Source organism: uncultured Bradyrhizobium sp., from assembly GCF_947648125.1.
Taxonomy (GTDB): Bacteria; Pseudomonadota; Alphaproteobacteria; order Rhizobiales; family Xanthobacteraceae; genus Bradyrhizobium.
Genome location: NZ_CANSMR010000006.1, coordinates 237,786 through 259,525, shown reverse-complemented (window position 1 = coordinate 259,525; position 21,740 = coordinate 237,786). Strand labels below are relative to the sequence as shown.

General features: G+C 64.8%; 21 protein-coding genes and 1 riboswitch. Of the genes, 9 read left to right on the top strand and 12 right to left on the bottom strand.

The genetic code is table 11. The annotated features are described in order from the left end of the window. Nucleotide 1: 1 nt before the first annotated feature. Nucleotides 2-218: riboswitch (cobalamin riboswitch) on the bottom strand. 36 nt (nucleotides 219-254) lie between these two features. Further along, nucleotides 255-908 (top strand): cob(I)yrinic acid a,c-diamide adenosyltransferase, encoded by a 654-nt coding sequence (gene cobO, locus Q0030_RS14315; protein ID WP_298367847.1) that lies wholly within the window; start codon nucleotides 255-257, stop codon nucleotides 906-908. Between the two features lie 14 nt (nucleotides 909-922). Further along, on the top strand, nucleotides 923-2,371 hold the full coding sequence (locus Q0030_RS14310; protein WP_298367845.1) for a cobyric acid synthase: 1,449 nt from the start codon (nucleotides 923-925) through the stop codon (nucleotides 2,369-2,371). Here the strand turns inward: Q0030_RS14310 and cobD are convergent. Next, complete coding sequence (cobD, locus tag Q0030_RS14305) at nucleotides 2,368-3,333, bottom strand: threonine-phosphate decarboxylase CobD (protein ID WP_298367843.1); 966 nt, start codon at nucleotides 3,331-3,333, stop codon at nucleotides 2,368-2,370. The two genes, Q0030_RS14310 and cobD, sit on opposite strands and share 4 nt — an antisense overlap. A gap of 11 nt (nucleotides 3,334-3,344) precedes the next feature. Next, the gene (cbiB, locus tag Q0030_RS14300) at nucleotides 3,345-4,268 is read right to left on the bottom strand and encodes an adenosylcobinamide-phosphate synthase CbiB (protein WP_298368053.1); all 924 of its coding nucleotides are present in this window, start codon (nucleotides 4,266-4,268) and stop codon (nucleotides 3,345-3,347) included. A 167-nt stretch (nucleotides 4,269-4,435) separates the two neighbouring features. Between cbiB and cobU the strand changes: the two genes are divergently transcribed. From cobU to Q0030_RS14270, 6 genes are all read left to right on the top strand, one after another. After that, nucleotides 4,436-4,939 carry a bifunctional adenosylcobinamide kinase/adenosylcobinamide-phosphate guanylyltransferase gene (cobU, locus tag Q0030_RS14295; protein WP_298367841.1) on the top strand — a complete coding sequence of 168 codons (504 nt, stop codon included), beginning with the start codon at nucleotides 4,436-4,438 and terminating at the stop codon, nucleotides 4,937-4,939. A gap of 32 nt (nucleotides 4,940-4,971) precedes the next feature. Further along, nucleotides 4,972-5,604: a 5,6-dimethylbenzimidazole synthase gene (gene bluB, locus Q0030_RS14290; protein ID WP_298368051.1), complete on the top strand. Its 633-nt coding sequence runs from the start codon at nucleotides 4,972-4,974 to the stop codon at nucleotides 5,602-5,604. Further along, the gene (locus tag Q0030_RS14285) at nucleotides 5,582-5,926 is read left to right on the top strand and encodes a hypothetical protein (RefSeq protein WP_298367839.1); all 345 of its coding nucleotides are present in this window, start codon (nucleotides 5,582-5,584) and stop codon (nucleotides 5,924-5,926) included. Before bluB ends, Q0030_RS14285 begins: the two co-directional genes overlap by 23 nt. Continuing rightward, the gene (locus Q0030_RS14280) at nucleotides 5,923-6,135 is read left to right on the top strand and encodes a CbtB-domain containing protein (protein ID WP_298367837.1); all 213 of its coding nucleotides are present in this window, start codon (nucleotides 5,923-5,925) and stop codon (nucleotides 6,133-6,135) included. The genes Q0030_RS14285 and Q0030_RS14280 overlap by 4 nt, the downstream gene beginning before the upstream one ends. A 10-nt stretch (nucleotides 6,136-6,145) precedes the next feature. Continuing rightward, the gene (locus Q0030_RS14275; protein WP_298367835.1) at nucleotides 6,146-6,883 is read left to right on the top strand and encodes a CbtA family protein; all 738 of its coding nucleotides are present in this window, start codon (nucleotides 6,146-6,148) and stop codon (nucleotides 6,881-6,883) included. Nucleotides 6,884-7,047: 164 nt separating this feature from the next. Beyond that, on the top strand, nucleotides 7,048-8,094 hold the full coding sequence (locus Q0030_RS14270; RefSeq protein WP_298367833.1) for a LacI family DNA-binding transcriptional regulator: 1,047 nt from the start codon (nucleotides 7,048-7,050) through the stop codon (nucleotides 8,092-8,094). A gap of 169 nt (nucleotides 8,095-8,263) precedes the next feature. Here the strand turns inward: Q0030_RS14270 and Q0030_RS14265 are convergent, their stop codons facing one another. After that, nucleotides 8,264-9,895: an NAD(P)/FAD-dependent oxidoreductase gene (locus Q0030_RS14265; RefSeq protein WP_298367831.1), complete on the bottom strand. Its 1,632-nt coding sequence runs from the start codon at nucleotides 9,893-9,895 to the stop codon at nucleotides 8,264-8,266. A 174-nt stretch (nucleotides 9,896-10,069) separates the two neighbouring features. Between Q0030_RS14265 and Q0030_RS14260 the strand changes: the two genes are divergently transcribed. Then, a complete protein-coding gene (locus Q0030_RS14260; RefSeq protein WP_298367830.1) occupies nucleotides 10,070-11,296 on the top strand; it encodes an ABC transporter substrate-binding protein in 1,227 nt (408 codons plus the stop codon). A gap of 273 nt (nucleotides 11,297-11,569) precedes the next feature. On the opposite strand, the gene Q0030_RS14255 is transcribed toward Q0030_RS14260, so the two are convergent. From Q0030_RS14255 to fba, 9 genes are all read right to left on the bottom strand, one after another. After that, complete coding sequence (locus Q0030_RS14255) at nucleotides 11,570-12,403, bottom strand: inositol monophosphatase (RefSeq protein ID WP_298367827.1); 834 nt, start codon at nucleotides 12,401-12,403, stop codon at nucleotides 11,570-11,572. Nucleotides 12,404-12,460: 57 nt separating this feature from the next. Next, nucleotides 12,461-13,651, bottom strand: a complete 1,191-nt coding sequence (gene mmsB, locus Q0030_RS14250) for a multiple monosaccharide ABC transporter permease (protein ID WP_298367825.1) — start codon at nucleotides 13,649-13,651, stop codon at nucleotides 12,461-12,463. Further along, nucleotides 13,648-15,228, bottom strand: coding sequence for a multiple monosaccharide ABC transporter ATP-binding protein (gene mmsA / locus Q0030_RS14245; RefSeq protein ID WP_298367822.1), 1,581 nt, complete (start codon nucleotides 15,226-15,228; stop codon nucleotides 13,648-13,650). Before mmsA ends, mmsB begins: the two co-directional genes overlap by 4 nt. 57 nt (nucleotides 15,229-15,285) lie before the next feature. Beyond that, nucleotides 15,286-16,359: a multiple monosaccharide ABC transporter substrate-binding protein gene (gene chvE, locus Q0030_RS14240; protein ID WP_298367819.1), complete on the bottom strand. Its 1,074-nt coding sequence runs from the start codon at nucleotides 16,357-16,359 to the stop codon at nucleotides 15,286-15,288. 603 nt (nucleotides 16,360-16,962) lie between these two features. Further along, nucleotides 16,963-17,679: an HAD family hydrolase gene (locus tag Q0030_RS14235; RefSeq protein WP_298367817.1), complete on the bottom strand. Its 717-nt coding sequence runs from the start codon at nucleotides 17,677-17,679 to the stop codon at nucleotides 16,963-16,965. After that, nucleotides 17,676-18,605, bottom strand: coding sequence for a CbbX protein (cbbX, locus tag Q0030_RS14230; protein WP_298367814.1), 930 nt, complete (start codon nucleotides 18,603-18,605; stop codon nucleotides 17,676-17,678). The genes Q0030_RS14235 and cbbX overlap by 4 nt, the downstream gene beginning before the upstream one ends. A 110-nt stretch (nucleotides 18,606-18,715) precedes the next feature. Continuing rightward, nucleotides 18,716-19,141, bottom strand: a complete 426-nt coding sequence (locus tag Q0030_RS14225) for a ribulose bisphosphate carboxylase small subunit (RefSeq protein WP_298367811.1) — start codon at nucleotides 19,139-19,141, stop codon at nucleotides 18,716-18,718. Between the two features lie 12 nt (nucleotides 19,142-19,153). Then, a complete protein-coding gene (locus Q0030_RS14220; RefSeq protein WP_097670781.1) occupies nucleotides 19,154-20,617 on the bottom strand; it encodes a form I ribulose bisphosphate carboxylase large subunit in 1,464 nt (487 codons plus the stop codon). A 30-nt stretch (nucleotides 20,618-20,647) separates the two neighbouring features. Continuing rightward, nucleotides 20,648-21,730 carry a class II fructose-bisphosphate aldolase gene (fba, locus tag Q0030_RS14215; protein WP_298367808.1) on the bottom strand — a complete coding sequence of 361 codons (1,083 nt, stop codon included), beginning with the start codon at nucleotides 21,728-21,730 and terminating at the stop codon, nucleotides 20,648-20,650. Nucleotides 21,731-21,740: the final 10 nt, after the last annotated feature.

Sequence of the window (21,740 nt, the reverse complement as noted above, 5' to 3'; positions counted from 1 at the left end):
GTCTCAAACACATCGCGTCGGCAGGTCTCCCGGCTTGCGGAGTAGGATTTCTCCCTTGATGCCCACCTTCCCGACTCCATCAGGGAATCAGTGGCTTGGGCATCTCTCCGGTCACGGTCGCGGGGGCGGCTGCGCTTTGGGCAAACCCTGCGGTCCGAGCCCTATCGCATTCCCTCTTCGCCTGTCGTAGGACAGGAACCAACGCGGGGTCACCATTCGGCCTAGCCTCGCACTTGTCAAGCCGAAGGAACGTGATGATTTCTGATGGAAACGACGCTGAGGACGGCGCCGTCGGCACCGACCCCTCACTGGATGCGCGCCATGCGGCCAAGATGGCGAAAAAGAAGGTCGCCCGCGACAAGATCATGGCGACCAAGAGCGGTGAAAAGGGCCTGATCATCGTTCATACCGGCGCCGGCAAAGGAAAATCCTCCTCCGCCTTCGGCATGATCGTGCGCTGCGTGGCGCACGGCTTTCCCTGCGCCGTGGTGCAATTCATCAAGGGTGCCTGGGATACCGGCGAACGCCGCCTGCTCACCGGGCATTTCGGCGACCTCTGTCAATTCCACGCAATGGGCGAAGGTTTTACCTGGGAGACGCAGGATCGCGCCCGCGACATCGCGGCAGCGCAGGCCGGCTGGGAAAAAGCCAAGCAGCTGATCGCGGATCCGAGCTTGCGGATGGTCGTGCTCGACGAGATCAACATCGCGCTTCGCTACGATTATCTGGCGATTGCAGATGTCGTCGACTTCCTGACGACGTCGAAGCCGCCGATGACGCATGTCGTGCTCACCGGGCGCAACGCCAAGGACGAATTGATCGAGATCGCCGATCTCGTCACCGAGATGACGCTGGTGAAGCACCCCTTCCGGTCCGGCATCAAGGCGCAACCGGGCGTCGAGTTCTGATGCGATAATCGATCATGGCGCGCGCATTGATGATCCAGGGAGCCGGCTCGGACGTGGGCAAGTCGCTCATCGTCGCGGGCCTTGCGCGCGCAGCCCGACGGCGCGGCCTGCGCGTGCTGCCGTTCAAGCCGCAGAACATGTCCAACAATGCCGCCGTGACCGTCGACGGCGGCGAGATCGGACGCGCGCAGGCCTTGCAGGCGCTCGCCGCCGGCGTCGAGCCGCACACCGATATGAACCCGGTGTTGCTGAAGCCCGAAACCGATGTCGGCGCGCAGGTCATCGTGCACGGCAAGCGGATCGCGACCGCCCGCGCGCGCGAATATGCCGCCATGAAGCCGTCGCTGATGGGCGCGGTGCTGGAGAGTTTTGGACGCCTGAGGCAGCGCGCCGACCTGGTGCTGGTCGAAGGCGCCGGCAGCCCCGCCGAAGTCAACCTGCGCAAGTCCGATATCGCCAATATGGGCTTTGCGCGCAGGGCCGACGTGCCCGTGGTCTTGGTCGGCGACATCGACCGCGGCGGCGTCATCGCGCAGCTCGTCGGCATCCAGGCTGTGATCGATCCCGATGATGCCGCGATGATCCAGGGTTTTGTCATCAACAAATTCCGCGGCGATCCGACGCTGTTCGACGACGGCTATCGGCTGATCGAAGCCCGGACCGCGTGGCGCGGCTTTGGCGTGCTCCCCTGGTTCGTTCGCGCCGGTGAGCTTCCGGCCGAAGACGCGCTCGGGCTCGGCGACGCGCGCAAGCCCGGCCAGTGCAAGATCGCGTTTCTGGCGCTGTCGCGGATCGCCAATTTCGACGACCTCGATCCGCTGAAGCTCGAACCCGGCGTCGATCTCGTGATGGTGCGTCCGGGCGAAGCGATCCCCGGCGATGCGCGGCTCGTCATCCTGCCCGGCTCGAAATCGACCCGCGGCGATCTCGCTTTCCTGCGCGCGCAAGGCTGGGACATCGACCTGGTGGCGCATCATCGCCGCGGCGGTCACGTCCTCGGCCTGTGCGGCGGATACCAGATGCTTGGGCAGAGCGTAGCCGACCCTGATGGGATCGAAGGTCCCGCCGGCGAAACGCGCGGGCTCGGGCTGCTCGATGTCGCGACCACCATGACCGAACAGAAGACGCTGACCCGGGTCAGCGCGGTGCATGCTGCGACCGGTCAACCGATCAGCGCTTACGAGATCCACATCGGACGCACCGATGGCCCGGATCGCGCGCGGCCCTTTTCAATACTTGACGGCTCGCCGGAAGGCGCCATGTCGCGTGACGCACGCGTTCACGGCAGCTATCTGCATGGCCTGTTCACCTCGGACGAATTCCGCAGGGCGTTTCTTGCACAGCTCGATATCCCCGCGGCGGATCAGCCGTACGGCGCCAGGGTCGAGAGCGCGCTCGACGCGCTTGCCGCGCACATCGAGACCCATCTCGATGTCGAGGGCCTGCTCGCGCTGGCGCGCTAAACCGACAACGCGGCGGCAAGACGGGACCATTCGGCCTCGCTGCCCGGCAGACCAAGGCGCAACCATCCCGGCTTTTGCTGGAAGACGCGCGACCAGATCAGCGATCGAGCAAGCTTGTCCTGCGCGGCGAGCGCATCGCCGGTCTCGTAGAGCCGGAACAGCGGTGTGCCGCCGAGCAGCGTCCAGCCCTGCGATCGCGCCGCCGCATCGAGCCTGACGCAGTCGTCCGTGAGCCGGGCAATCGTCGCCTTCGCCCAGTCGCGATCGAGCAAGGCCCGCCGCCCGATCGCAATTGCCGCACCTGAGACCGGCCATGGTCCCGCCATCGCGGCAAGCGCGGCGATATCCGGCGCGCTGCCGAGGGCGAAGCCGAGCCGCAAGCCGGCAAGTCCGTAAAATTTGCCGAATGACCGCAGGATCAGGAGCCCCGGCTGTCCTGCCTCTCCCGCAAGCGACAATTCGGGTATCGCGTCCGCAAAACTCTCGTCTACGACCAGCCGGCCGACGTGCGGCAACAGCGCGAGCAGTTCGCGCCGATCATGGCGTCTGCCATCCGGATTGTTCGGATTGACCACGACGGCAAGATCAGCTCCCGCAAGCGCCGCAAGATCGGACACCTCGGCAACGTCCCAACCGGCGGCCGACAACATCGCGGCGTACTCATTGTAGGTCGGCGCAAGAATCCGCGCTCGCCCGCGCGGCGCCAGATGCGGCAGCAACTGAATGGCGGCCTGCGCGCCGCTCACTGCTACCATCGGCGCGTCGCTGAGGTAGACCTGCCGCGCGACGTGGTGCAACGACTCGATCTCGGATCGCGACGGCAATGGGCCCCATTGCCGCGGCTCGACAGCGACGTCAGGATACGGCACCCGATTGATCCCCGTCGACAGGTCGATCCAGTCTTCCGCAGCCCCGCCGAAGCGCTGCTGCGCCACATCGAGATTCCCACCATGCTCGCGCATGCGCCGCTCCTTCACGCCAGCGCCAGGGCCACGAACGCCGCGGCCAACAGCATCATGGCGTAACGATAGAGTTTCAGCCCGGTGGGGATATCAGCGGCAGCCGGATCACGCCCGCCCTCGTTCAGCCAGGGCTCATCCGCGATACTGCCGTGATAGATGCGAGGCCCGCTGAGCCGCACACCGAGTGCGCCGGCCATCGCCGCTTCCGGCCAGCCTGCATTCGGCGAGCGATGGCGCCGCGCATCGCGCAACATGCAGGACCACGCCTGCGAGAAGCGCGGAGCAAGCAGCACGAACAGAAGGCCGGTCAGCCGCGCCGGGATGAGATTGGCGAGATCGTCGATCCGGGCGGCGGCCCAGCCGAACGCCTCGTGCCGCTCGGTGCGATGGCCGATCATCGAGTCCAGCGTGTTGATCGCCTTGTAGCCAAGAATTCCCGGCAGGCCGAACAGCGCGCCCCAGAACACCGGGGCGACGATGCCGTCGGATGCATTCTCGGCAAGGCTCTCGATGGTCGCGCGCGCGATGCCGGCGTCGTCGAGCGTTGCCGGATCACGTCCGACGATCTGCGCGACCGCCACACGCGCGGCCGCGATGTCGCCGGAGACAAGCGGATTGGCCACTGCCGCGACATGATCATGCAACGAGCGCAGCGCCACCAGCGGCCACGCCAACACACCGACAAGGACGACGCGAACCCATCCGGATGCGAGCAGAGACTGCACGGCCCAACCCAGCGCCGTCGCCAGCGCGATCACCAGGATGGCGGCCGCGACACCGGCGGCGCGACGAAACGCCGGCGGATCGGAAGCCCGGTTCCAGGCGGTATCGACGAGATGGATCAGCCGGCCGAGCCAGGTCACGGGATGGCCGATGCGGGCAAACAGCCAAGCCGGCCAGCCGATCAAGGCGTCCACAGCCATCGCCACCGCCATCGCTCCCGCAAAACCCACGCGCCTCTCCTCACCGCGATCCCCCTGATGCGCAAGACGTCGGCCGAGTGCAAGCCCTCCGGGACGGATTTCGGCTTTGTCTTTTGCTGCGATTGGTGGTTAGAGCGTTTTCGAGGCGAAGCGGATACCGGTTCGCAACAGGAGACCATATGGCCGTCATTCTGATCACCGGCGGAGCCCGGTCCGGAAAAAGCCGCCGCGCCGAATTGCGCGCGCGCAGCTTTCCAGGTCAGCCGGTCTATGTTGCGACTGCCGAGGCGCTCGACGCGGAGATGGATGAGCGCATCGCCAGGCATCGCGCACGCCGCGGCAGCGACTGGATCGAACGCGAGGTGCCGCTCGACCTGGTGGAGGCACTGGCCGAGACCGATGGCGGCGGCGCAAGGCTGGTCGATTGCCTGACGCTGTGGCTGTCCAATCTGCTGCATGCGGAGCGCGACTGGTCGCAGGAAGTCGCGCGGCTGGCGACCGCGTTGCCGCGCCAGCGCAGCCCGGTCATCATGGTCACCAACGAGGTTGGCCTCGGCATCGTGCCCGATAACGCACTGGCGCGGACCTTCCGCGACGCCGCAGGTCTCATGAACCAGAGCATTGCCGGCGCGGCGGACGAGGTCGAGTTCGTCGTAGCGGGCCTGCCGATGAAATTGAAATGAGCAACGCGATCGATCCCGCCAAAGGCCCCGCGATGGTCGCATTCGACGATGCGTTTCGCCGGCAACTGCACGAGCTGTTCGTGTGGCGGCGCGACGTGCGCCGCTTCCGAACCGATCCGCTGCCCGACGGTACGATCGAGCGGCTGATCGCGATCGCCTGCCTTTCGCCTTCGGTCGGGTTGAGCCAGCCCTGGCGGTTCGTCATTGTCGACGATGCGGCACGGCGCCGCGCTGTCATCGAGGACTTCAAGACCTGCAACGCCGACGCGCTGCGATCCTATTCCGGTGAGCGCGCAGCGAAATATGCAGCATTGAAGCTATCTGGCCTCGAAGAGGCGCCCGGCCATCTGGCTGTGTTTGCCGAAAAGTCCGACCAGATCGGCTCCGGTCTCGGGCGCGCGACGATGCCGGAGACGACAGAATATTCCGTGGTCGCCGCGATCTGCGCGATGTGGCTCGCCGCGCGCGCGGAAGGCATCGGGCTCGGCTGGGTCTCGATCCTCAATCCAGGCCGCGTTCAAGAGATCCTGGAGATACCTGATACGTGGAAATTCATCGGCTACCTGTGCATCGGCTACCCCCAGGCGGAGTGCGACCGTCCGGAGCTTGAGCAGGCCAAGTGGGAATCGCGACGAGGTCCGGATGAATTCACCATCCGGCGCTGACCAATCTCCGACCGGCAGCGGCGCCGAGAACAGCGCTGCCCACTGGCGCGCCGACATTGCCTCCCTGGTTTTTCCGCTCCCGGAGCACGGCGCCATCTGCGCGGTGCATCGGGGCGCGTTTCGGACATTGCTTGGCGCCGACCCGACGCCGGACGGCTGCATCGGTTATTTCACACGGTTTGAAGACGCGTTCAGGGCCGCGGCACGCGCCAAGATCCTGCGCAAGCACATCCCTGTTGGAACAAATCTGCATCTTACCAGTCGCGACATCGCTCGAAAGCTGCTAGAAGCCGACCAAATCGAATGTGGAGAACGACCATGAGCCAGTCCCAGTCCGCGCAAGCCCAGGTCGCGCAAGCACAAGTCACGCATCTGCCGGTCGCCGCCCGACAGGTCGGACGGCTTGCCCAGTCCCTGATGGCGATGTCGCTCGGCCTGTTCATCGTTGGCGTTGTCGGCTTCTCGCACATCGACGTGATCCACAACGCCGCGCACGATGTGCGCCACTCCAACGCCTTCCCCTGCCACTGACCCCGCTCGCATGAGCACGTTTCGCTCGATCGTCTTCTCCTCGGTCATTGCCGGATTCATCGTTGGCCTGATCGTCACCGCGGTCCAGCAGTTCGGCACCGTTCCGCTGATCCTGAAGGCCGAGGTCTACGAGAAGGCGGCCGAGCACAAGCACGAAGCCGCCGCGCAACCGCGGGCCATCCTCGTCCACGATCATGCGGATCATGATCATGGCGCCGAGGCGTGGGAACCGCGCGACGGGCTGGAGCGCAACCTCTATACGGCAGGCGCAAACATCCTGACCGGGATCGGCTTTGCGCTACTGTTGTGCGGCTTCTTTTCGATTCGCAGTGGCGCGACCGGCGAGCCGACCTCCTGGCACGAAGGGTTGATGTGGGGCCTCGCAGGCTTTGCCGTTTTCACCATTGCGCCGGGCCTTGGGCTGCCGCCTGAACTGCCGGGCGTTCCTGCTGCCCCACTGCTCTCGCGTCAGATCTGGTGGACCACAGCGGTGCTGGCGACATCAGCCGGCCTCGGACTGATCGTGTTCCGGCGCTCGATGCCGGCCGCCATCGCCGGCGTGGTCCTGATCATGCTGCCGCATCTGATCGGCGCGCCCGAGCTCGAGCATGTCGAGACCAACGTGCCCTCGTCATTGTCGCATCAGTTCGTCGTCGCAGTCACGCTGACCAGCCTGGTGTTCTGGTCGCTGCTGGGCGGCCTGACCAGCGCCGCGTTCGCTTATTTCGACCGGCCCGCATCGGCGTGACACCACGGTCTCGCCCTAAGGAACGTATCGGCCCGGTGGCCTGGCGATAGGAATCATTTGAGATTCGGGGCCGAGCCTGATTAGATTCGGTGGTGCCGTCTTCTGCCCGCCGCAACTGGCGCGACGGACGGCGGCAATGCCGAACCGACAGGGCCCGACGACCGATGACCAGGACGCGACGGACACGACCGACGATTCGTGACGTCGCGGCCGAGGCCGGCGTCTCCGTCTCAAGCGTCAGCCGCACGCTCAATGGCGGCATCTATACCAGCGCGGAACTGCATGCGCGCATCATGCGCGCGGTGAAGCGTCTCGGCTTCGAGCCCGACCAGGCGGCGCAGGCGCTGCGCTCGCGGGCGTCCAACACGATCGGCTGTATGGTGGCCGATTTCTCCAACCCACACTACACCGGCATGGTGAGCGCGGCGGAGGAGGAATTCCAGCGCGCCGGCTTCCTCTTGATGCTGGCGGCGACCAAGCATGAGGAGGCGCGCGAGGCGGCGTTCCTGTCGGCGGTGCGGCGGCGCCAGATGGACGGATTGCTGCTGTTCGCCGGTGACAATTCGCACAAGGATTTCATGAAGGGACTGGCGACGCTCGACCTGCCCTGCGTCACCGTCGACCGCGAGGTGCCCGATAGCGTCATGGTTCGCGTCGATCACCGCGGCGGCGCGCTGGAAGCGACGCGCTACCTGATCGGCCTCGGCCATCGCCGGATCGCGTTGCTGACCGGCAGCGCCGCGGTGTTGCCGAGCACGGAGCGGCTCGCGGGCTACCGGCAGGCGCATCAGGAAGCCAAGATCGAGGTCGATCCCAGCCTGATCCGCCCGCATATGCAGGGCGCCAACACCGCCTTCAGCTCGGTGTGCCAGCTGCTGCAATCGACGAAACCGCCGACCGCGATCATCTCGCTCGGCACCAGCATGCTGGCCGAGGTGCTGGAGGCGATCACCAGCAACGGCCTGCGCTATCCGCAGGACGTATCGATCGTGTGCAGCGGAGACACTGATCTCGCCCGCCATGCGACGCCCGCGATCTCGGCCTTGAGCTGGGACATGAACGAGGTCGGCCGCACCGCTGCGCGGCTGTTGCTGGAACAGATCCGCGAGCCCGACAAGGCCGACAGCGGCGCCCCGGTGTTCCTGCCGACGCGCTTCATCCTGCGGCATTCCTGCGCCGCGCCGCCGGCGCCCGCGCGAGGTCGGAAGTAGTCCGGCGAAACAAGCCGTTACTGGAAACGGTTCCAGTCATTCGATCAGATAGCTCCACTCCATCCACGTCATTGCGAGCGACGCGAAGCAATCCACTGCCACCGAGCGTGCGGAACGATGGATTGCTTCGTCGCTTCGCTCCTCGCAATGACGGAAGGAGCCGGCGCTCTCAGCGCAGCACGAAACCTTCATAGTTGCGCTGCGCGATCTGCGCGATACGGTGCCGGTAGCCCTGGCCGACATAGGGCATGAACACCCGCGGCTTGCCCGCGATGTTGGCGCCCTGGTACCAGGAATTGGCCTTCGGATAGAGCGTGCGGCTGGCGGCATCGGCAACATGCGCCATCCAGGCGCGCTCGGCGTCGTGTTCCGGCTCGATCTGCGTCAATCCCTTGGCGCGCATGCCGCCGAGGCAAGCCGTGATCCATTCGACATGGTTCTCGCAGGCATGGATCACATTGCCGATCACAGAAGGGCTACCCGGTCCGGTCACGACGAACAGGTTCGGAAAGCCCGACACCATCAGGCCGAGATAGGCGCTGGGCCCGTCGGCCCAGGCCTCCTTCAGGGTCGTGCCGTCGCGCCCGCGGATCCGCATCGCGGCGAGCGCCCCGGTCATCGCGTCATAGCCCGTCGCCAGCACCAGTGCGTCGAGCGCAAAGGCTCGCGTCGCGGTTTCGACGCCGGTCTCGGTGACGGTCTCCAGCGGCTCCGTGCGCAAATCGACCAGCTCGACATGCGGCAGATTATAGGTCGCGAAGTAACCGGTATCGATGCAGATGCGCTTGACGCCGAGCGGATAATCCTTCGGTGACAGCGCCTCCGCCGTCGCCCGGTCATTCACGATGCCGCGGATCTTGTCGCGCACGAAATCGCAGGCGACGTCGTTGACGGCCTCGTCGGTCAGGATGTTCGGGAACGCGGTCAGGATGCCGCCGCCGCCCTGCTCCCAAAGCTGTTCATAGCGCGCCCACTGCGCGTCACGCTCGGGCACCGGTGCGTCGAAGGCATTCGCAGGGACCCGCCCGAATTCCGGCGTCTCGAGGCTTTCGCGATATTTCGCGATCATGGGCTCGGCGGCTGCGATGTCGGCTTCGGACAGCGGCGCATTGCGTGCAGGCACCGAGTAGTTCGGCGTGCGCTGGAATACGGTCAGGCGGCTCGCCGCCTTTGCGACCATCGGGATCGTCTGCACACCCGAGGAGCCGGTGCCGATCACGGCAACGCGCAAGCCGGAAAAGTCGATCTCCTGATGCGGCCACTGCCCGGTGTGATAGACCGGTCCGCGAAAGCGTTCGAGGCCCGCGAGCTTCGGCTTGTTGGGCACCGAGAGATTGCCGGTCGCCATCACGCAAGTCGATGCGACGATGCAATCGCCGCGATCGGTGCGCAACGTCCAGCTCTCGCCTGCTTCGTCCCAGTCGGCGCTGGTCACGCGGGTGTCGAAGCGGATCATAGAGCGCAGATCGAACCGGTCGGCGACGCGCTGGGCGTAGCGCAGGATCTCCGGCTGGGCGGCGTATTTCTCGCTCCAGCGCCATTCCTGCCGCAGCTCCTCCGACCAGGTGTACGAATAGAACAGGCTCGGTATGTCGCAGCGCGCGCCGGGATAGCGATTCCAGTACCAGGTGCCGCCGACGTCGGACGCCGCCTCGATGCCGATCACCTTCAGCCCGAGCTCGCGCAACCGGTAGATCGCATACAGCCCGCCGAAGCCGGCACCGACCACGACCGCATCGCATTCGGCGATCAACGGCGGCCTCGCGCCACGGTCCGGGCTCGTCTGCTCCAGTCTGCTCATTTGTCACATCTCTCCGGCCGCAGGAATATTGCCATCGGTGGGAACGCGCGCTAGTCTGGAAACGTTTCCAGACTGGAAGCGCATACGATAATTGTCGCCGGGCGTCAACGCGCCGGCCCCGAAGGGGAGCCGCCGATACGTCACAAGGCGATCACATCAGGGAGTGACTGAGGGATGTTGGACGGATTTTGGCTTCGTGCGTGCCTGGCGGCTGCAGTGACGATCGGCGCGCTGTCGCCGGCGCTCGCGCAGAAGAACTACGGCCCGGGGGTCTCGAATACCGAGATCAAGATCGGCAACATCATGCCCTATAGCGGCCCTGCTTCGGCCTATGGCGCGATCGGCCGGACCGAGGCGGCTTATTTCAGGATGATCAACGATCAAGGCGGTATCAACGGCCGCAAGATCAACTTCGTCAGCTACGACGACGGCTTCTCGCCGCCGAAATCGGTCGAGCAGGCGCGCAAGCTGGTCGAGGGCGACGAAGTGCTGCTGGTGTTCCAGCCGCTCGGCACCGCGCCCAATGTCGCGATCCAGAAATATCTCAACGGCAAGAAGGTCCCTCACCTCTTCATCGCATCAGGCGCGACGCGCTTCGGCGATCCCCAAGGCTTTCCCTGGACGATGGGCTGGCAGCCGAACTATCAGAGCGAAGGGCGGATCTACGCCAGATACATCCTCGACAAATTCCCGAACGGCAAGATCGCGGTGCTCTGGCAGAACGACGATGCCGGCAAGGATGCGCTCAAGGGGCTGCGCGACGGCCTCGGCGACAAGGCGAGCAGCATGATCGTCGCCGACAAATCCTACGAGCTGACCGATCCGACGTTGGATTCGCAGATCGTGGCGCTGCGCGCCTCCGGCGCCGACATCCTGTTCACCTGGGCGGCGCCGAAGGGCGCGGCGCAGACCATCAAGAAGGTCGCCGAGCTCGGCTGGAAGCCGACCTTCTTCCTGACCTCGACCGCGACGTCGGTCGCCTCTGTCATGCGCGCCGCCGGCATCGAGCATTCGCAGGGCATCATCTCGGTCGCTTACCTCAAGGATCCGACCGACACGATCTGGAATGATGATGCCGAAACCAGGGAATGGCGGGCGTTCATGGACAAGTACATGCCCGACGGCGACAAGACCAACGGCAATCACGTCTATGGCTACGCTGCCGCACAAACGCTCGCGCAGGTGCTCAAGCAGTGCGGCGACGATCTCACGCGCGAGAACGTGATGAAGCAGGCCGTCGGCCTGAAGGACTTTGCGCCGAAGATGATCCTGCCCGGGATCAGGATCAATACCAGCGCGACTGACTTCCGTCCGATCGAACAGTCGCAGCTGATGCGATTCGAAGGCGAGAGCTGGAAGCTGTTCGGCAACATCATCACCGGCGAGGTCGGCAGCGAATAGGCCCCCTGCGCGCTCTGTTCAATGAGAGGGTGGGACGAGACGCAAAGCTGAGGCAATTCGCGTCGCGACAGCGCGCGTATGACTCACAGACCGTGCAACAAATTCGATGTCGTCCCGGCCTTGAGCCGGGACCCATAACCACGAATGCGAATTGGCTTGCAGAGCTGGAGCCACAGCCCATTTCAACAACATGGTCCTGTGGTTATGGGTCCCTGCTTTCGCAGGGACGACACCGAAGCTGTTTGACAATTGGATCAGAACTCGCACATCCCCCTACCCGGCCGGCGTCAGGATCGCCTGCTGTGCCGCGTGCCAGCTCTCCTCGTCGGGCGCGCAGAGCAAGCCGCCGGTCAGGTTGACCGGCTTGTAGGGCGATCCGTCGAAATGCGCGCTGTAGCCGCCGGCCTCGCGATGCAACAGCCAGCCCGCGGCATGATCCCACGGCATCAGCTTGTTGTAGAACAAGAGATGGCAATGACCGGACGCCGCCATGCGATACTCATGCGCGGCGCATCTGAGCCAGGCGCTGGCCCCAAGCTTGGACAGATTGCCGGCGACAGTCGCGCGCAACGGCTCCGGCAGGAAGTTGACGCCGACTACCGCGTCCATCTGCTGGACCGGCCCCGCCGGGGCCACATTCAGGTCATGCCGCCTGCCATCCGGCATCTCGAGCCACGCGCCCTCGCCGCGCAGCGCGAACGCGGTGTCGTTACTGACGGGATCATGGATCGCGCCGAACGCGATCTCGCCGCGCATCGTGGCGGCCACCATAGTGCCGAACAGCGGCAGGCTCGAGGTGAAATTCCGCGTGCCGTCGATCGGATCGATGATGAAGGCGAGCTCCGCGGTTCCGACCCGATCGAGCGCGGCCGGATCGCGTGCCGTGCCCTCCTCGCCGATCACGACCGCGTTCGGAAATGCCCGGAGCAGCGCGGCCGAGATCGCCTGCTCGGCGAGTTCGTCGGCCTCAGTGACCACGTCGAATGCCGAGGTCTTGGTACGGACCTCGATCTCCCGGACGCGGCGGAACCGCGGCATGATCTCGGTGCGGCCGACTTCGGCGAGGATGTTTCCGATGTTCAGCGCATCGGCATGGGACAGTTTCACGCGGCATTCTCCTGCGTTGCGCCGCCATCCTATCGCAGGATCATGACTGCGCGGCAATCACCGGCGCTGGTTGTAGACGTCGATGCAGACGGCGCCCAGCAGGACGAGGCCCTTGATCACTTGCTGATAATCGATGCCGATGCCGAGGATCGACATGCCGTTGTTCATCACGCCCATGATCATGGCACCGACCACCGCGCCGCCGACCCGGCCGACGCCGCCATAGGCCGAGGCGCCACCGATGAAGCAGGCGGCGATCACGTCGAGCTCGAAGCCGAGGCCCGCCTTCGGCGTCGCGGTGTTGAGGCGGGCGGCAAACACCAGCCCGGCGAGCGCCGCCAGCACGCCCATGTTGACGAAGGTGAAGAAGGTCAGCCGCTCGGTCTTGACGCCCGAGAGCTTCGCGGCCTTGGCGTTGCCGCCGACCGCATAGATCTGCCGGCCGATCACGGTCCGCCGCGTGACAAAACCGTAGAGCGCGATCAGCACCGTCATGATGACGAGCACGTTTGGCAGGCCGCGATGCGAGGCGATAAGATAGGTGAAGTAGAGCACCGCGCCCGCCAGCGCGACGCTCTTGGCGATGAAGAACGCATAGGGCTCGACCTCGATGCCGTGCGACTGCTCGCGCGCCCGGCTCTTGGCACTCGCCAGCACCAGCGCGAACGCCAGCACGACGCCGATCAAGAGCGAGGTCGGATAGAGCGTGCCGGCACTCGGAAACAGCTCGGGGATGAAGCCCGACGACAGCTTCTGGAAGGTCGGCGGAAACGGCCCGACCGACCGGCCCTGCAGCACCGCGAGCGCAAGGCCCTTGAACACCAGCATGCCGGCCAGCGTCACGATGAAGGACGGAATCTTGAAATAGGCAACCCAGTAGCCCTGCGCCGCGCCGATCGCCGCACCGACCAAGAGACAGACGATGAAGGCGGTCGGGTAGTCGACATGGTAGCTCACCATCAGCACCGCGGCGACCGCGCCGACGAAGCCCGCAACTGACCCGACCGACAAGTCGATATGCCCGGTGACGATCACGAGCAGCATGCCGAGCGCCATGATCACGATGTAGCTGTTCTGCAGCACGAGATTGGTGAGGTTGACCGGCTGCAGCAGCGTGCCGTCGGTCACGATCTCGAAGAACAGCATGATCGCGAGCAGCGACAGCAGCATGCCGTAGTTGCGCAGATTGTTTTTGATGAAGCCGGAATGCTTGGGGGTCTCGGGAAGTGACACCGTCTTGTCGGTCATTGTGCTCCGCCTCCCGCCCGCACCGCGCTGCCACCGGCCCCGCTTCCGGACATCCTGACATTGCGCATGATGGCGCGCATGATCTTCTCCTGCGTCGCGTCGCCCTTGGTGAACTCGCCGACGAAAGCGCCGTCATTCATCACGCAAATCCGGTCGCAGATGCCGAGCAATTCCGGCATTTCCGACGAGATCACCACGACGCCCTTGCCGGCCTCCGCGAGCTCGTTGATGATACAATAGATCTCGTATTTTGCCCCGACGTCGATGCCGCGGGTCGGCTCGTCCAGCAGCAGCACCTGCGGATCGGTCATCAGCCATTTCGACAGCACCACCTTCTGCTGGTTGCCGCCCGAGAGCTGCCCGGCCTCCTGATAGACGTCGGAACAGCGAATCCGCATCCGGTTGCGGTAATCGCTCGCGGCCTTCAGCTCGACGACATCGTCGATCACGCCGCGATCCGACACCTGGCGCAGGCTCGCCAGCGTCACGTTCTTGCGGACGTCGTCGGCGAGGATCAAGCCGAGCTGCTTGCGGTCCTCGGTGACATAGGCGAGGCCGGCTTGGATCGCAGCCGGCACGCTGGCCAGGTCCGCCTCGCGTCCGTCAAGGCTGATCCTGCCGGAGATATTGTAGCCCCAGGCCCTGCCGAACAGGCTCATGGCGAACTCGGTGCGGCCGGCGCCCATCAGGCCGGCGATGCCGACCACCTCGCCGCGGCGCACCCTGAAATCGACATTCTTGATCACCTGCCGGGCGGTGTGCAGCGGGTGATACACCGACCAGTTCTCCACCGTCATCACGGGATCGCCGATCGCAACCTGTCGCTCCGGGAAGCGATGCGCGAGATCACGGTTGACCATGCTGCGGATGATGCGGTCCTCGTCGACCTGCTCGGTTCGGCAATCGAGGCTGTCGACGGTGCGGCCGTCGCGCAGCACCGTGATCCGGTCGGCGACGCGCGCGACCTCGTTCAGCTTGTGCGAGATCAGGATCGAGGCGATGCCCTGCTCGCGGAAGGCCAGCAGCCGGTCCAGCAGCGCGGCACTATCGGCCTCGTTGAGGCTCGCGGTCGGCTCGTCCAGGATCAGGAGGCGCACCTTCTTCGACAGCGCCTTGGCGATCTCGACCAGCTGCTGCTTGCCGACGCCAAGATCGGTGACGAGGGTATCCGGCGATTCCCGCAGGCCGACCTGTGCCAGCAGCTCCGCCGTCCGCCGGTACACCGCGTTGCGGTCGACCACCCCGAACCGCGACGGCGCCCGCGACAGAAAGATGTTCTCGGCGATCGACATCAGCGGGATCAGCGCCAGCTCCTGGTGGATGATGATGATCCCCAGCGCCTCGGAGTCGTTGATGTCGCGGAACCGGCGCTCCTCGCCGTCGAACAGGATCGACCCTTCATAGCTGCCGGCGGGATAGACCCCGCTCAGCACCTTCATCAGGGTCGACTTGCCCGCACCGTTCTCGCCGACCAGCGCATGGATCTGCCCGGCTTCCACGGTGAAATTGACGTCGCGCAATGCCTGCACGCCGGCAAAGCTCTTGCTGACGTTACGCATCTCAAGCATCGCCGTCATCGGATCACATCCCGCAACGTCACTCGGCCTCGGCGCTACCAGCCCCGCTCGCCCGCCTTAGTCGAATTGCGAGCGCTTGTAGTAGCCGCTGTCAATCAGGACTTTCTCCCAATTGGTCTTATCCACCACGACCGGCTTGAGCAGATAGGACGGAACCACCTTGACCCCGTTGTTGTAGGTCTTGGTGTCGTTGACGGTGACCTCCTTCTTGCTCAGCACGGCATCGACCATGTCGGCCGTGACCTTGGCGAGATCGCGGGTGTCCTTGAAGATGGTCGAGTATTGCTCGCCGCGCAGCATCGCCTTGATCGAGGGCACCTCGGCGTCCTGGCCGCTCATGAACGGCATTGGCTGGTCCTTGCTGCCGTAGCCGACGCCCTTGAGCGAGGAGATGATGCCGATCGACAGGCCGTCATATGGCGACAGCACCGCGTCGACGCGCTTCTTGCCGTAGAAGGCGCTGAGCAGATTGTCCATCCGTGCCTGCGCGGTGGCGCCGTCCCAGCGCAGGGTCGCGACCTTGCCCATGCCCATCTGGCCGCTGGCGACGACAAGCTTGCCGCCGTCGATATAGGGCTTCAGCACCGACATCGCGCCGTCGTAGAAGAAATAGGCATTGTTGTCGTCGGGCGAGCCGCCGAACAGCTCGATGTTGAAGGGACCCTTGCCGTCCTTCAGTCCGAGCGCCTTCTCGATCGATTGCGCCTGCAGCACGCCAACCTGGAAATTGTCGAAGGTCGCGTAATAGTCGACGTTCGGCGTATCCCGGATCAGGCGGTCATAGGCGATCACGGTGATGCCCTGCGCCTTGGCCTGCTTCAGCGCGTCGGACAGCGTGGTGCCGTCGATCGCCGCGATGACCAGGACCTTGGCGCCCTTGGTCACCATGTTTTCGACCTGGGAGAGCTGGTTCGGGATGTCGTCGTCGGCATATTGCAGGTCGGTGCCGTAGCCGCGTTCCTTCAGTACCTTGACGATGTTGTTGCCGTCATCGATCCAGCGCGCCGAGGATTTGGTCGGCATCGCGATCCCGACGGTCGGCTTGGCCTGGGCCATCGCGTCGCGATCGGACACCGTCGCGGCAAGGCCGGCCAGCGCGAGCGCGAACAAGGTGGTCTTCAATTTGAACATGCTTCACTCCCTTGGTTTTTTTGAGTTGGGGTACCACTCCCGTGGACAGCATCAATCGACGGCTATCGTTCGTGGGCTGGCCGCAGATCTACGGCGATGTCGGATCGGCGCCGGGGCCGTCACGAGCCGAAATTGCAGAATGTCGATTGAACCCGTCAACAGCGCCAATGCTCACTCCGCACGATCCTGCAATGCCGAGTTCACCCGCGAGTCATGTCGTGGGACGAACGAGGCGCAGGAATGACGTGGAGGATCATGACGCGCCTGTCTTCCGGGATTGTTGGCAAGCGCCAGCGTCCGCCAGAACTTCTGGCGGTGTGGCACTCTTTTCTGGCAACCTCTGGTGGACGTTGTCCCCACCATATCGATGCAAGCACCGACCGGTCATTTATTTAAGCACACGAATAAATTGACCGGAGAGCGGAGGATCATAGGGCGTTGTCTCCCGAAATTGTTGGCAAATCCCTCAGTCCGCTGGAGGGCGGCATGGATTCTCGCAACCTTTGGTGAGATTGTGCCTCTACCATGCGATGGACGCAAGTACCATTTATTTCACTGTACGAATAAATTAATCGAACTGCCGCGCGGCGGTGGCAGCGGCCTTCAGGCGTCGATGTCAGAGAGATCGTCAACAACCAGCAACGCGCCGGTGAAATCGTCGTCGCTGAAATAGGTGCTGCGGGTAATGACCACGGGGACGCCGGCCTGCGCCGCGGCGGCGAGGCCGTTACCGGAATCCTCCACCGCGATGCAACCCGAAGGTCCGAGCCCGAGCCGAGCCAGCACCTCGATGTAAACATCGGGTGCCGGCTTCTTCCGCGGCACGTCGTCGCCGGCAACGATCGCCTCGAACAGATCGGCCCAGTCCAGCCCCAACGCGACCGACAGCAGGGCATCGATATTGCCATGCGATGTCGTCGTGGCGATCGCCAGGCGCTGGCCGCGGCTGCGCGCGCCGGCGAGCCAGGCCCTCACGCCCGGCCGCAACGGGCAGCCGCCCGCCGCAATCAACGCGGCGTAGCGCGCAGTCTTGATGCCGTGCAGGTCGGCGATGTCGGCGAATGTCAGCGACGGAACCGCGTTGCGCTGGTCGAACGCCCGGATGCGCTCCTTGCCTCCGGCGACCCGGAGCAGCCGCGCGTAGGTGACCTGGTCCCAGAACCAATCGAGGCCGGCCTCGGCGAACGCCTCATTGAAGGCACGGCGATGCACTTCCTCGGTTTCGGCGAGCGTGCCGTCGACATCGAAGATCAAGGCGCGCGCCCCCGCAATGATATCGCGCATCCCGGCGGCCCGGATCGCTGCGAGCGCCTGGTTCATCGTCCCTCGCCCGCCGCACCCGCCCCTTTCGCGAACACGCGGCTGGCAAGCACGTCGCCGGCCTCGATCGACATCACGTCGTCAGCCGTGAGCGTGCGGTCGAGCTTGGCCACGATCCGGTTGGCCTGGCGCAGCCGGATGCGGTCGAGCGCGTTGCGGATCGAGCGCGCATTGGAGAACAGCGGCTGTTCCTTGCGAATGCCGATGTACCGGGTAAAGGCCTCGCGTGCTTCCGGGGAAAAACGATAATTCTGCTGCTGCAACATCAGTTCGGCGATCCAGAGCAGCTCGCCGTCCGAATAGTCCGGGAAGTCGATGTGATGCGCGATGCGCGAGCGGAACCCCGGATTGCTCTGGAAGAACTTCTCCATGCGGTCGCCGTAGCCAGCCAGGATCACGACCAGATCCTCGCGCTGCTGCTCCATGATCTGCAGCAGGATCTCGATCGCCTCCTGTCCATAGTCGCGCTCGTTCTCGGGGCGGTACAGGTAATACGCCTCGTCGATGAACAGCACGCCGCCCATCGCCTTCTTCAATATCTCTTTGGTCTTCGGCGCGGTGTGGCCGATATATTGCCCGACAAGGTCATCGCGCGTGACGCTGATGACGTGACCGCGGCGGACGAAGCCGAGCTTGTGCAGGATGCCGGCCATCCTGAGTGCGACCGTGGTCTTGCCGGTGCCGGGATTGCCGGTGAACGACATGTGCAGGGTCGGGAATGTCGTCGCCAGCGCCATTTTCTGCCTGATGCGTTCGACCAGCAACAGCGATGCGATCTCCCGGATGCGGGTCTTCACCGGCTTGAGGCCGATCAATTCGGAATCGAGCTGGTCAAGCACGTCACCGATGCCGAGGTCAGCGAATTCATGCCGGAGGTCGATGGTCTCGGGCGGCGTCTCGCGGATCTGTTCTTGCGCTTGGGTCATCATCCTCTCGCTTCGAGAAAAGCTCCGTCGCCGCTGCGGCGACGACGGAGAAGTGCATCCGGACCAGACGGTCGAGGGAGCAACCCGCCTGGCTTGCCAGCCGGACGCGGTCAACGATCGGTGTAGCGTTCGCCCTCGGGGCGCGTCGCCGCATAGGAATGGGTCGCGTAACGGAGGTTGCGTCCGGCAGCCTCCTGGCGATCGAGCCGGAAGCCCGGCTCCTCGGGCGGCCGGTTGACGATGAAGGAGATGCGAACCGACTCCCAGCCGGGACTGGAATCGAAACCGGAGATCCTGATGTAGCGGTCGCCATAGACCTGCCGACAATCGGCGAGCTCCTTCATGATGCCCGCCGCATCGCGCAAGTCGAACATCGGCAGGCCCCACATGTCCCAATAGGTGTTGCGGGGGTGCGGATCGTCGGTGAACTCGATGTTCACTGCCCAGCCCTTGTCGAGGCAGTATTGCACCTGTGCGGCGATCTGCTCATCGGTGAGATCGGGCAGGAAAGAGAAGCAACCTTGGGTCACGCGCATGAGAAACTCCTGTCAGACCGCCATGCTCGGCGTGGGAACGAAATCGGGGGCGTCGGTCGACTCGTAGTTGAAGGTGACGTCCTTCCAGACATCGAGCGCCTCGCGCAGTGGCGTGCAGGTCTGCGCCGCCTTCGCCAGGATCTCCGGTCCTTCATGGACGTAGTCGCGCCCCTCGTTGCGGGCGAGGATCATGGCTTCCAGCGCGACGCGGTTGGCGGTGGCGCCGGCCTGGATGCCGCGGGGATGACCGATCGTGCCGCCGCCGAACTGCAGCACGACGTCCTCCCCGAGCAGATCGAGCAACTGGTGCATCTGGCCGGCATGAATGCCGCCGGAGGCCACCGGCATCAGCTTGTTGAGGCTCGCCCAGTTCTGGTCGAAGAACACGCCGTGCTCGAGCTGCATCGGATTGAAGTCCTCACGGCAGATGTCGTAGTAGCCGCGCGTGGTGTTGGGGTCGCCTTCGAGCTTGCCGACCACCGTGCCGGCATGGATGTGGTCGACACCGGCGAGCCGCATCCACTTCGCAATCACGCGGAACGAGACGCCGTGGCTGCGCTGCCTGGTGTAGGTCGAATGGCCGGCGCGATGCAGATGCAGGATCATGTTGTTCCTGCGTGCCCACTTCGCCATCGACTGGATCGCCGTGTAGCCGATCACGAGATCGATCATGACGATGTTGGAGCCGAGCTCATGGGCGAACTCGGCGCGCTCGTACATGTCCTCCATGGTCGCCGCGGTGACGTTGAGATAGGTGCCCTTGATTTCGCCGGTCGCGGCCTGCGCGCGGTTGACCGCCTCCATGCAGTACAGGAAGCGCTCGCGCCAGTGCATGAAGGGCTGCGAATTGATGTTCTCGTCGTCCTTGGTGAAGTCGAGCCCGCCCTTCAACGCTTCATAGACGACGCGGCCGTAGTTGCGGCCGGACAGGCCGAGCTTCGGCTTCACGGTGGCGCCGAGCAAGGGACGGCCGAACTTGTCGAGCCGCTCGCGCTCCACCACGATGCCGGTCGCCGGGCCCTGGAATGTCTTCACATAGGCGGTCGGCAGCCGCATGTCCTCCAGCCGCAGCGCCTTCAGCGGCTTGAAGCCGAACACGTTGCCGATGATCGAGGCAGTCAGGTTCGAGATCGAGCCCGGCTCGAACAGGTCGAGATCATAGGCGATATAGGCGAAGTAGCTGCCCGGCGAGTTCGGCACCGGATCAACGCGATAGCACTTGGCCCGGTATTTCTCCGCGGCGGTCAGCCGATCGGTCCACACCACGGTCCAGGTCGCAGTCGAGGATTCGCCCGCCACCGCCGCGCAGGCTTCGGTCGGATCGACGCCGTCCTGCGGCGTGACGCGAAACAAGGCGATGACGTCGGTGTCCTTGGGCTCATAGTTCGGCTCCCAATAGCCCATCCGCTTGTATTCCATCACGCCGGACTTGTAGCGATCCTTGCCGCGCACCGTGATCGACTGCTGTATGTTCATCGAAATCTCCTGTCGTTCGCTGCCATTTGCTCAGGCGGCCTGGGTGATCTTTCCAATCTGCGGATCGAGCGCGCCGGCGCGATAGCGTCGGGCCATCTCCGGCAGCGCAACCACCTTGATCCGGGCGGCATTGCCGGCCGTGCCGAATTGCTCGAAGCGGTCACGGCAGAGTTCGCGCAGCGCATCCATCGCAGGCTTGAGGAATTTGCGCGGATCGAACTCGCTCTTCGACTGCACGGCGACCTTGCGGAAGGCGGCGGCCATCGCGAGGCGGCAATCGGTGTCGATGTTGACCTTGCGCACGCCGTGCTTGATGCCGCGGACGATCTCCTCGACCGGCACGCCCCAGGTCTGTGGCATCTCGCCGCCGAACTGGTTGAACATGTCCTGCAACGGCTGCGGCACCGAGGACGAGCCGTGCATGACCAGATGCGTGTTCGGCAGCCGCGTATGGATCTCCTCGACCACGCGCATCGCCAGGATCTCGCCGTCGGGGCGGCGCGTGAACTTGTAGGCGCCGTGCGAGGTGCCCATCGCGATCGCGAGCGCATCGACCTTGGTGGCGCGAACGAAATCGACCGCCTGGTCCGGGTCGGTGAGCAGCTGATCATGGCTCAGCTTGCCTTCGACGCCGTGACCGTCCTCCTGCTCGCCGCCGCCGTGCTCGAGCGAACCAAGCACGCCGAGCTCGCCTTCGACCGACGCGCCGACCCAGTGCGCCATGTCGACGACCCGGCGGGTGATATCGACGTTGTAGTCGTAATCGGCCGCGGTCTTGGCGTCGGCCTTGAGCGAGCCGTCCATCATGACCGAGGTGAAGCCGTAGCGGATCGCGGTGGCGCAGGTGGCCTCTTCGTTGCCGTGATCGAGATGCAGGCAGAGCGGGATCTGCGGATACATCTCCTCCAGCGCGTCGATCATCTTCGCCAGCATGATGTCGTTGGCATAGGAACGCGCGCCGCGCGAAGCCTGGATGATGACCGGCGCATCGCAGGCCGCCGCCGCCTCCATGATGGCGAGGCCCTGCTCCATGTTGTTGATGTTGAAGGCCGGCACGCCGTAGCCGCGTTCGGCGGCGTGGTCCAGCAATTGCCTCAGTGTTATCCGCGCCATGGTGGCGTCC

Bases quoted from the DNA above. Each gene is read 5' to 3' on its own strand.
- cobO (WP_298367847.1), top strand. From the start codon at position 255: ATGATTTCTGATGGAAACGACGCTGAGGACGGCGCCGTCGGCACCGAC.
- Q0030_RS14310 (WP_298367845.1), top strand. From the start codon at position 923: ATGGCGCGCGCATTGATGATCCAGGGAGCCGGCTCGGACGTGGGCAAG.
- cobD (WP_298367843.1), bottom strand. From the start codon at position 3,333: ATGCGCGAGCATGGTGGGAATCTCGATGTGGCGCAGCAGCGCTTCGGC.
- cbiB (WP_298368053.1), bottom strand. From the start codon at position 4,268: ATGGCGGTGGCGATGGCTGTGGACGCCTTGATCGGCTGGCCGGCTTGG.
- cobU (WP_298367841.1), top strand. From the start codon at position 4,436: ATGGCCGTCATTCTGATCACCGGCGGAGCCCGGTCCGGAAAAAGCCGC.
- bluB (WP_298368051.1), top strand. From the start codon at position 4,972: ATGGTCGCATTCGACGATGCGTTTCGCCGGCAACTGCACGAGCTGTTC.
- Q0030_RS14285 (WP_298367839.1), top strand. From the start codon at position 5,582: ATGAATTCACCATCCGGCGCTGACCAATCTCCGACCGGCAGCGGCGCC.
- Q0030_RS14280 (WP_298367837.1), top strand. From the start codon at position 5,923: ATGAGCCAGTCCCAGTCCGCGCAAGCCCAGGTCGCGCAAGCACAAGTC.
- Q0030_RS14275 (WP_298367835.1), top strand. From the start codon at position 6,146: ATGAGCACGTTTCGCTCGATCGTCTTCTCCTCGGTCATTGCCGGATTC.
- Q0030_RS14270 (WP_298367833.1), top strand. From the start codon at position 7,048: ATGACCAGGACGCGACGGACACGACCGACGATTCGTGACGTCGCGGCC.
- Q0030_RS14265 (WP_298367831.1), bottom strand. From the start codon at position 9,895: ATGAGCAGACTGGAGCAGACGAGCCCGGACCGTGGCGCGAGGCCGCCG.
- Q0030_RS14260 (WP_298367830.1), top strand. From the start codon at position 10,070: ATGTTGGACGGATTTTGGCTTCGTGCGTGCCTGGCGGCTGCAGTGACG.
- mmsB (WP_298367825.1), bottom strand. From the start codon at position 13,651: ATGACCGACAAGACGGTGTCACTTCCCGAGACCCCCAAGCATTCCGGC.
- mmsA (WP_298367822.1), bottom strand. From the start codon at position 15,228: ATGACGGCGATGCTTGAGATGCGTAACGTCAGCAAGAGCTTTGCCGGC.
- chvE (WP_298367819.1), bottom strand. From the start codon at position 16,359: ATGTTCAAATTGAAGACCACCTTGTTCGCGCTCGCGCTGGCCGGCCTT.
- Q0030_RS14235 (WP_298367817.1), bottom strand. From the start codon at position 17,679: ATGAACCAGGCGCTCGCAGCGATCCGGGCCGCCGGGATGCGCGATATC.
- cbbX (WP_298367814.1), bottom strand. From the start codon at position 18,605: ATGACCCAAGCGCAAGAACAGATCCGCGAGACGCCGCCCGAGACCATC.
- Q0030_RS14225 (WP_298367811.1), bottom strand. From the start codon at position 19,141: ATGCGCGTGACCCAAGGTTGCTTCTCTTTCCTGCCCGATCTCACCGAT.
- Q0030_RS14220 (WP_097670781.1), bottom strand. From the start codon at position 20,617: ATGAACATACAGCAGTCGATCACGGTGCGCGGCAAGGATCGCTACAAG.
- fba (WP_298367808.1), bottom strand. From the start codon at position 21,730: ATGGCGCGGATAACACTGAGGCAATTGCTGGACCACGCCGCCGAACGC.